The sequence below is a fragment of the Limosilactobacillus gastricus DSM 16045 genome, assembly GCF_001434365.1.
In the GTDB taxonomy this organism is placed as follows: domain Bacteria; phylum Bacillota; class Bacilli; order Lactobacillales; family Lactobacillaceae; genus Limosilactobacillus; species Limosilactobacillus gastricus.
Genome location: NZ_AZFN01000022.1, coordinates 24,537 through 30,582 on the forward strand (window position 1 = coordinate 24,537; position 6,046 = coordinate 30,582).

At 43.9% G+C, this 6,046-nt stretch carries 3 protein-coding genes; 1 reads left to right on the plus strand and 2 read right to left on the minus strand.

Features of this window, described 5'->3' with window-relative positions:
• Positions 1-11: 11 nt before the first annotated feature.
• Together FC60_RS07645 and FC60_RS07650 are read right to left on the minus strand one after the other, a co-directional pair.
• The gene (locus tag FC60_RS07645; protein WP_056937821.1) at positions 12-2,231 is read right to left on the minus strand and encodes an alpha-galactosidase; all 2,220 of its coding nucleotides are present in this window, start codon (positions 2,229-2,231) and stop codon (positions 12-14) included.
• Positions 2,232-2,314: 83 nt separating this feature from the next.
• Positions 2,315-4,270: a sugar MFS transporter gene (locus tag FC60_RS07650; protein ID WP_056937822.1), complete on the minus strand. Its 1,956-nt coding sequence runs from the start codon at positions 4,268-4,270 to the stop codon at positions 2,315-2,317.
• Positions 4,271-4,550: 280 nt separating this feature from the next.
• Here FC60_RS07650 and FC60_RS07655 point away from each other — a divergent pair, with 280 nt between their 5' ends.
• Entirely contained in the window at positions 4,551-5,744 is a 1,194-nt protein-coding gene (locus FC60_RS07655; protein ID WP_056937824.1) for an MFS transporter, read from the plus strand.
• Positions 5,745-6,046 lie beyond the last annotated feature (302 nt).

Sequence of the window (6,046 nt, forward strand, 5' to 3'; positions counted from 1 at the left end):
CCCAATTAAGATTATTTAATCGCTTTAGCGATAAAGAGGCTACCCTTAAAGTCAGCAGGATCCTTTTCAGGGGTCCGTGGCATTACCCGTGGGACAAAGTAACCAGCTGACATTAATTCTTGACCACTAAAGACTTCATCGCTGTCGTTAACTGTGTACTGCTTTTCAGGATCCAGTCCGGCAAAGTAGAAGCGGATGTAAGCTGGGTTAGCCCCATTTAGGACCTGGAAGCGAGCCCCGATGGCTTCGGTTTGATCGTCGTTAACGACTTCCCAACTAAAGACGTTTTGTGCATCACTATCCGGGCTTTCCAAGCGGTAGAACTTTCCAAATTGGAAGAGGTGCCGGTATTGCTTGTAGAAGACAACCTGATCGCGGATGGTTGCTTGTTCTTCGGGGCTTAACTTGGTGATGTCTAACTCATAACCGAAGTCACCGAAGTAAGCTACCTTAGCCCGTAAGTCGATGGAAGTCAATCGACCGACTTGGTCATTTGGCACGGCAGAAACGTGGGCTCCCCACATATTTTGAGTGTAACCATATGAGGTCCCGTCTTGGATGGCTAACCGTTCTACGGCATCGGTATCATCGCTAGCCCATGCTTGTGGAGCATAGTACATCATCCCAAGATCAAAACGTCCACCACCCGAAGCACATGATTCAAAGAGAACCTTTGGAAAGGCCTTAGTTAAGCGGTCATATAGGTCGTAAACTCCAAGGATGTAGCGATGACCAAATTCGAGTTGCCGATCGGCAGGTAAATCAGCGCTAAAGGCTTCGGTAATACTCCGGTTCATGTCCCACTTAATGTAATCAAGTTGGGTATCTTTGATGATGGCACTCATCTTTTCGTATAAGTAATCAACGACTTCTGGCCGCGACATATCTAAGACGAATTGATGCCGGGCAGGCGTTAGTTGCCGTTTTGGCGCTCCGATCCGCCATTCGGGATGTTGTTGGAATAATTCACTATCCACGGAAATCATTTCTGGTTCGAACCAAAGTCCGAACTTCATGCCGAGATTGTGAACCCGGTAGGAGAAACCGCCAATCCCGTTGATGAATTTCTTTTGATCAACGAACCAATCACCAAGGCTGGAAAGATCATTATCCCGGTGACCGAACCAGCCATCATCCAGGACAAACATTTCGATCCCTAATTCCTTGGCTTTTTCTACGATTGGCATCAACTTATCTTCGGTGAAGTCCATGAAGGTAGCTTCCCAGTTGTTGATTAAGATTGGCCGATCTTGGTTAACGAAGTTTTGGTTCAAGAGGTGGTGGTTGTAAAAGGCGCCAAGTTGTTGACTTAATTGGTTAAATCCATTATCGGTATAGGTTAAGACAGCTTCAGGAGTTTGGAAGGATTCGTCCGTTCCAAGGTGCCAACCGAATTCTTCAGGGTTAATCCCAACCAAGACCCGCGTGGTATCGAATTGATCGACCTCGACGCTATCTAAGAAATTACCAGAATAGATTAAGTTAAAGCCGAAAGCCGCTCCTTGGTTATTGTCCGTGTGTGGTCGAGCTAACATAAAGAAGGGGTTAGATTGGTGACCAGAGTGGAGACGAAGACTGCTGTTACTTTGAGTACCGTAACGAAGTGGACTCCGGTGGAGATGACGTTCCCGGGCCCAAGATCCGTCAAATTGAACGAGATCATATTGGCGATCAGGTAAGTCTAATTGCATACTTAAAGCACGGTTTAATTCGACCGGTGCGCCATGATTGATAAAGGTGCTACTGCGGACGATGACATCTTCATTTTCGAAAACAGTATAGTTCAGGACTAATTCGACTTGGTTAACATCGTCTAAAAAGTGAAGTTTAAGCGTTTGACTGTCATCTTCGTCGCTGGCAAAAGCGGATGGTTGACCAGCCAATCGGTCCTTCCCGTTCGTTAGTTCATAATGATGGTACTTAAATTCACTGATTCGTGAACCGTCGGGATTAGTTAATTGGAAAGCTGGGTAACGGAAATCACCTTTACCAAAACTAGCATATTCTTGCTTTAATAATTCCAATTGGAAATCAGTTTGGTCATCAGTTAAAGTGTTGGTACAATCGTGTTCTTCGTGAGTGTCAAGATTAAGGTAGTCGGCTTTTACTGGAATTTTGGTTCCGTAGTATAATTGGCCGGCATCGCCGTTGATCATCATGTGGAAGATGTAACTGGTGTTAGCGGTTTGTAAATGGAAAAGTTGATGTTCTTCATTAACATTAATACTCATGGAAGTTTCCTCCTCAATAATTTAAAGCAAAAGCGAGATTTACCATGGTAAACCTCGCTTTTTGTAGCCATTTGTTTACCAGACTACTTAGTCGTAACTTCTAGAACGGCTTCATTATGAAGGACCGCGCCAGAATCTTTAATTGTCGTAAGATCAAAGTCTGGTGATTTTTCATTCTTGGTAAAGACAACCATTACAGTATCATCTTTACCGGCATTCTTAATAGCGCTGGATGAGAATTCGAGCAACTTATCATCGGCGTGAACTCGTTGACCGTTATGAACGAAGCTGACGAAGCCCTCTCCTTGCATCTCAACGGTGTTAACCCCAACGTGGATTAAGACTGGAATACCATCATCAGATACTAAGGCCACCGCATGGTTAGTTGGGAAGGTTGCGACCACTTTCCCATCAAATGGGGCGTAAACATCACCAGCAGATGGATCGATCGCAAATCCTTCACCCATGGAACCACTGGCGAAAACTTCATCACTTACGGAAGCCAATGGTAAGAGTTTTCCGTCAACTGGAGCTAAGAATTGCGTGGTGCTGTTAGAACCATAAGCTGCATCTTCGTCCCCATCACGGGTTGCAATGGCTTCAGTATCATCTTCAGCCAAGTTTTGGTGCCAAGTCCGTTCCAATTCATCCACGATTTCAGCGTGGTATTGTTCAGATAACTTAACCTTCTTAGCGAAGATGAAGACTGAGATAATAACCATTACGGCAGGAACCGCAAACATCATCGTCTTGAAGACCAAAGAACCGTGGCTCGTGATCGTATCCGCCGTGGCACCGGAAATCATGCCGGCAGCAGTAGCAGTTAAACCAACAACCCCAGAAGCAACGGCGCCCCCGAACTTATCAAGCAATGGACGAACAGAAAGGACTAACCCTTCATCCCGGTGACCTAACTTCAGTTGACCATATTCAACACTATCCGTGATGATCATTAAGACAACTAAGAAGTTTAATGGTTGTGGTAAGGCAAAGAGAACCCCGGCAATCGTGGCCATAACAACTGACTTACCAGCAAAGGCAAAGAGGACAACAGCACAAAGCATGATGGCTACTGAACCAAAGAAGACGTTCCGCCGCGTGAACCGCTTGGAAAGGGCTGGGTAAAGTGCCACAGTGAAAATCCCGATAACCCCATTTAGTAATGGAAGGTAGGAGTAAGCAGCTGAGTTACCAATAATGTATTGGAAGTAGTAAAGTTCCAAAGAGTTAAGTAAGGTAACCCCAGTGGTGTAGAACAAGTAAGTAACGGCAATCGACATTAATTGGTCGTTATGAACCAAAACGCCTAAAACTTGACCAATCGTTGTAGATTCCTTGTTCTCCCGGAGTTCGTTTTGCTTTTCATGGGTGAAGAGACCCACCCCGATAGCAGTAATGGCGGAAATTCCGGCAACGATTAAGGCAAACATGAACCAACCACGGTCATCACCAGTCCCCCCATTTGACTTAATGGAGAAGAAGAGGACCACCGGCATAATGATAACCCCAACTAGGTTACCACCAATTGTTGACCCGATCCGAGCGAAAGTGGCGGTCTTTTCCCGTTCTTCCGAGTCAAATGAGATCGCAGGGATCATTGACCAGAAGGCCACATCGTTAAATGAATAGAAGATATCCATCACAATGTAGATAACGGCGAAGATTGCCAAGTATAGGTAAGGACTACGAGTCGTCAAGCCACCCATGTTAGTGAACAAGATGGCGATAGCAACGGCAGAGATAATCCCCCCACCAACAACCCAAGGCTTAAAGTGACCCCAACGAGTGTTGGTTTTGTCGATGGCATTCCCGATATATGGATCGATGACCAATTCAACGATCCGCAAGATCATGATCAAACCAGAAATGTAACCGACCATCTTAGCGGTATTAGCGCCGCTTGAGAACAAGTGTCCCGTCACGAAGTTCATGAAGTAGGTGGACAACATCCCGTAGAACATATCGTGACCAAAGGCACCAAATGAATATGAGATCCGCGCGGTCATACCATTACCGCGTGGTGCAGTAGCGTCATTCATAAAAGAACCTCCTATCAAGCTTTATGAAATTCACAAATATAGTGTAACCGCTTTCAAATAAATGATCAAGATGTTTTTAGTAAAAAATTAAGTAAAAAATTATTTTTTTACTTCACAAGTTGGCAAAAAGCCGGAATCATCGCCTTTATGAAAGCTAAAATCTTATTGACCTTGCTAAAGCTTGGTGTCATAATTTTGAATGAATCAGAATAACTAATGTCTGAGAGCATTAATTTTGGAGGAAGATATTGTGAAACAAGTAGATGCCAATTCATCGTCGATGAGTACCAATCAAAAATGGGTCTTAGCTTCCTTATCGTCAGGATTTATGTTGGAGAATATGGACGTGATGTTTCTGTCCTTTTCTTTATCGGCGATCATTGCCCAATTACATATTTCTAGTGCCGCTGGTGGTTGGATCGGGACTTTTACCAATTTAGGAATGTTTGTTGGGGGTGCCTTGTTTGGACTCCTAGGTGATCGAATTGGTCGGGTCAAAACTTTTACTTATACCATTTTTATTTTTGCGATCGCCACCGGTTTAACCTTCTTCGCCCATAACATTACTAGTTTGTACATTCTACGGTTTATCGCCGGAATTGGAGCCGGTGGGGAATACGGCGTTGGGATTGCCTTAATTGCTGAAAATTTCCGAGCCAGTCAAATTGGTCGCATGACTTCGATAGCAGCTATTGGTGGTCAAGTGGGATCGATTTTAGCGGCCTTGTTGGCGGCTTGGGTTGTCCCAACTTGGGGCTGGAATACTTTGTACCTCTTCGGGATTTTGCCCGTGATTTTGACTTACTTTGTCCGTGAACATGTGCAAGAAAGTGATAGCTTTTTAAAGGCTCAGGCCCAAGCCAAACAGAATCAAGAACGGATTTCTTTTGGTCGTTTGTTCGCAACGCCAAGCTTAAGCCTGCAAACCTTAGGCTTAATGTGGATGACCATTGTACAGATTGCAGGTTATTTTGGTTTGATGAACTGGTTACCATCAATCGTTCAACAACAACACGGCCTGAGTGTTTCTGGTTCATCCTATTGGATGATTGCTACGATTATTGGGATGAGCCTGGGAATGTTAGTTTTTGGAACGGTACTCGATAGATTAAGTCCTCGGTGGGCCTTTACCATTTTCTTGTTGGGGAGTGCTGGAGTAATGTTCACCATCTTAAATGCTCATACCATGGTTGGAATGCTGCTAGCAGGAGCTTGTATCGGCTTCTTTTCCAACGGAATGTTTGGTGGCTATGGAGCCGTAATTAGTTTGCTTTATCCAACTGAGATCCGGTCAACCGCCAACAATGTCATCATGAATACGGGTCGAGCAGTTGGTGGATTTTCTTCGGTGGTAATTGGCTTGTTAATTGATCATTATTCCTTAACAGTTGTCATGGGCTTTTTGGCAACCCTCTATATTTTGAGTTTTCTGGTAATGATTTCATTGCCAGGCTTGCGAAAAATTAAATCTTAAATTGATAACGATTAGTGAAGTGTCTACACTCTTCGCTGATCTTTTTTTATAAATTTCAAAGCTCGCCTTTCACTTATATACCAACATTTATGTGAATACCAGCCAATATAGTTCGTGTTTTAATGGAAAATATACCTTGATATTTGCTCAATCGTTCGTTATTATGAAGTTGCGTTCGAACGAGAGATAGATAATTGATTAGAAATGAGAGGTAATTGACGAATGGAATTTTCAACAGTTGAAGCGGCCTTGGAACATTTGCAAAAAGGCGGTTTTGAAGTGAACCCTTAAAGTTGGACACT

Excerpts from the sequence above, each read along its gene's own strand:
- FC60_RS07645 (WP_056937821.1), bottom strand. The coding sequence starts at position 2,231 with ATGAGTATTAATGTTAATGAAGAACATCAACTTTTCCATTTACAAACC.
- FC60_RS07655 (WP_056937824.1), top strand. The coding sequence starts at position 4,551 with ATGAGTACCAATCAAAAATGGGTCTTAGCTTCCTTATCGTCAGGATTT.
- FC60_RS07650 (WP_056937822.1), bottom strand. The coding sequence starts at position 4,270 with ATGAATGACGCTACTGCACCACGCGGTAATGGTATGACCGCGCGGATC.